A 362-nucleotide genomic window follows, 5' to 3' on the forward strand; every position below is an offset into this window, starting at 1 on the left:
CGGCAGCGACCGGGGGAGAGTAGCGTGGTGCATGGGGGGAGGGCAAGTGGAGAGCTAAGCAAGGACAAAAGTCCAGCGCTCGCCAGACCCAGGAGCAGACGGTCAGCCAAGGCAGCAGCCTGACCAGTGGCCACAACCTGACCATCGTCGCCACCGGCAACGGAACCGAGGGCGCAGCGGGTGACATCCGCGTGCAGGGCAGCCAGCTCAAGGCCGGCAACGACCTGCTGCTGTCCGCCGAACGCGATATCCACCTCGAGGCTGCGGCCAACACGCAGAAGCTGGACGGCAAGAACAGCAGCAGCGGCGGTGCCATTGGCGCCAGCATTGGTGTCGGACCGCAAGGGGGTGGCCTGAGCATT

At 66.3% G+C, this 362-nt stretch carries 1 pseudogene; it reads left to right on the forward strand.

The annotated features are described in order from the left end of the window. Nucleotides 1–74: 74 nt before the first annotated feature. Nucleotides 75–362: pseudogene (locus tag NPS47_RS25485) on the forward strand (hemagglutinin repeat-containing protein); the annotation flags it as partial.

The organism is Pseudomonas putida (assembly GCF_028682475.1).
Classification (GTDB): domain Bacteria; phylum Pseudomonadota; class Gammaproteobacteria; order Pseudomonadales; family Pseudomonadaceae; genus Aquipseudomonas; species Aquipseudomonas putida_AG.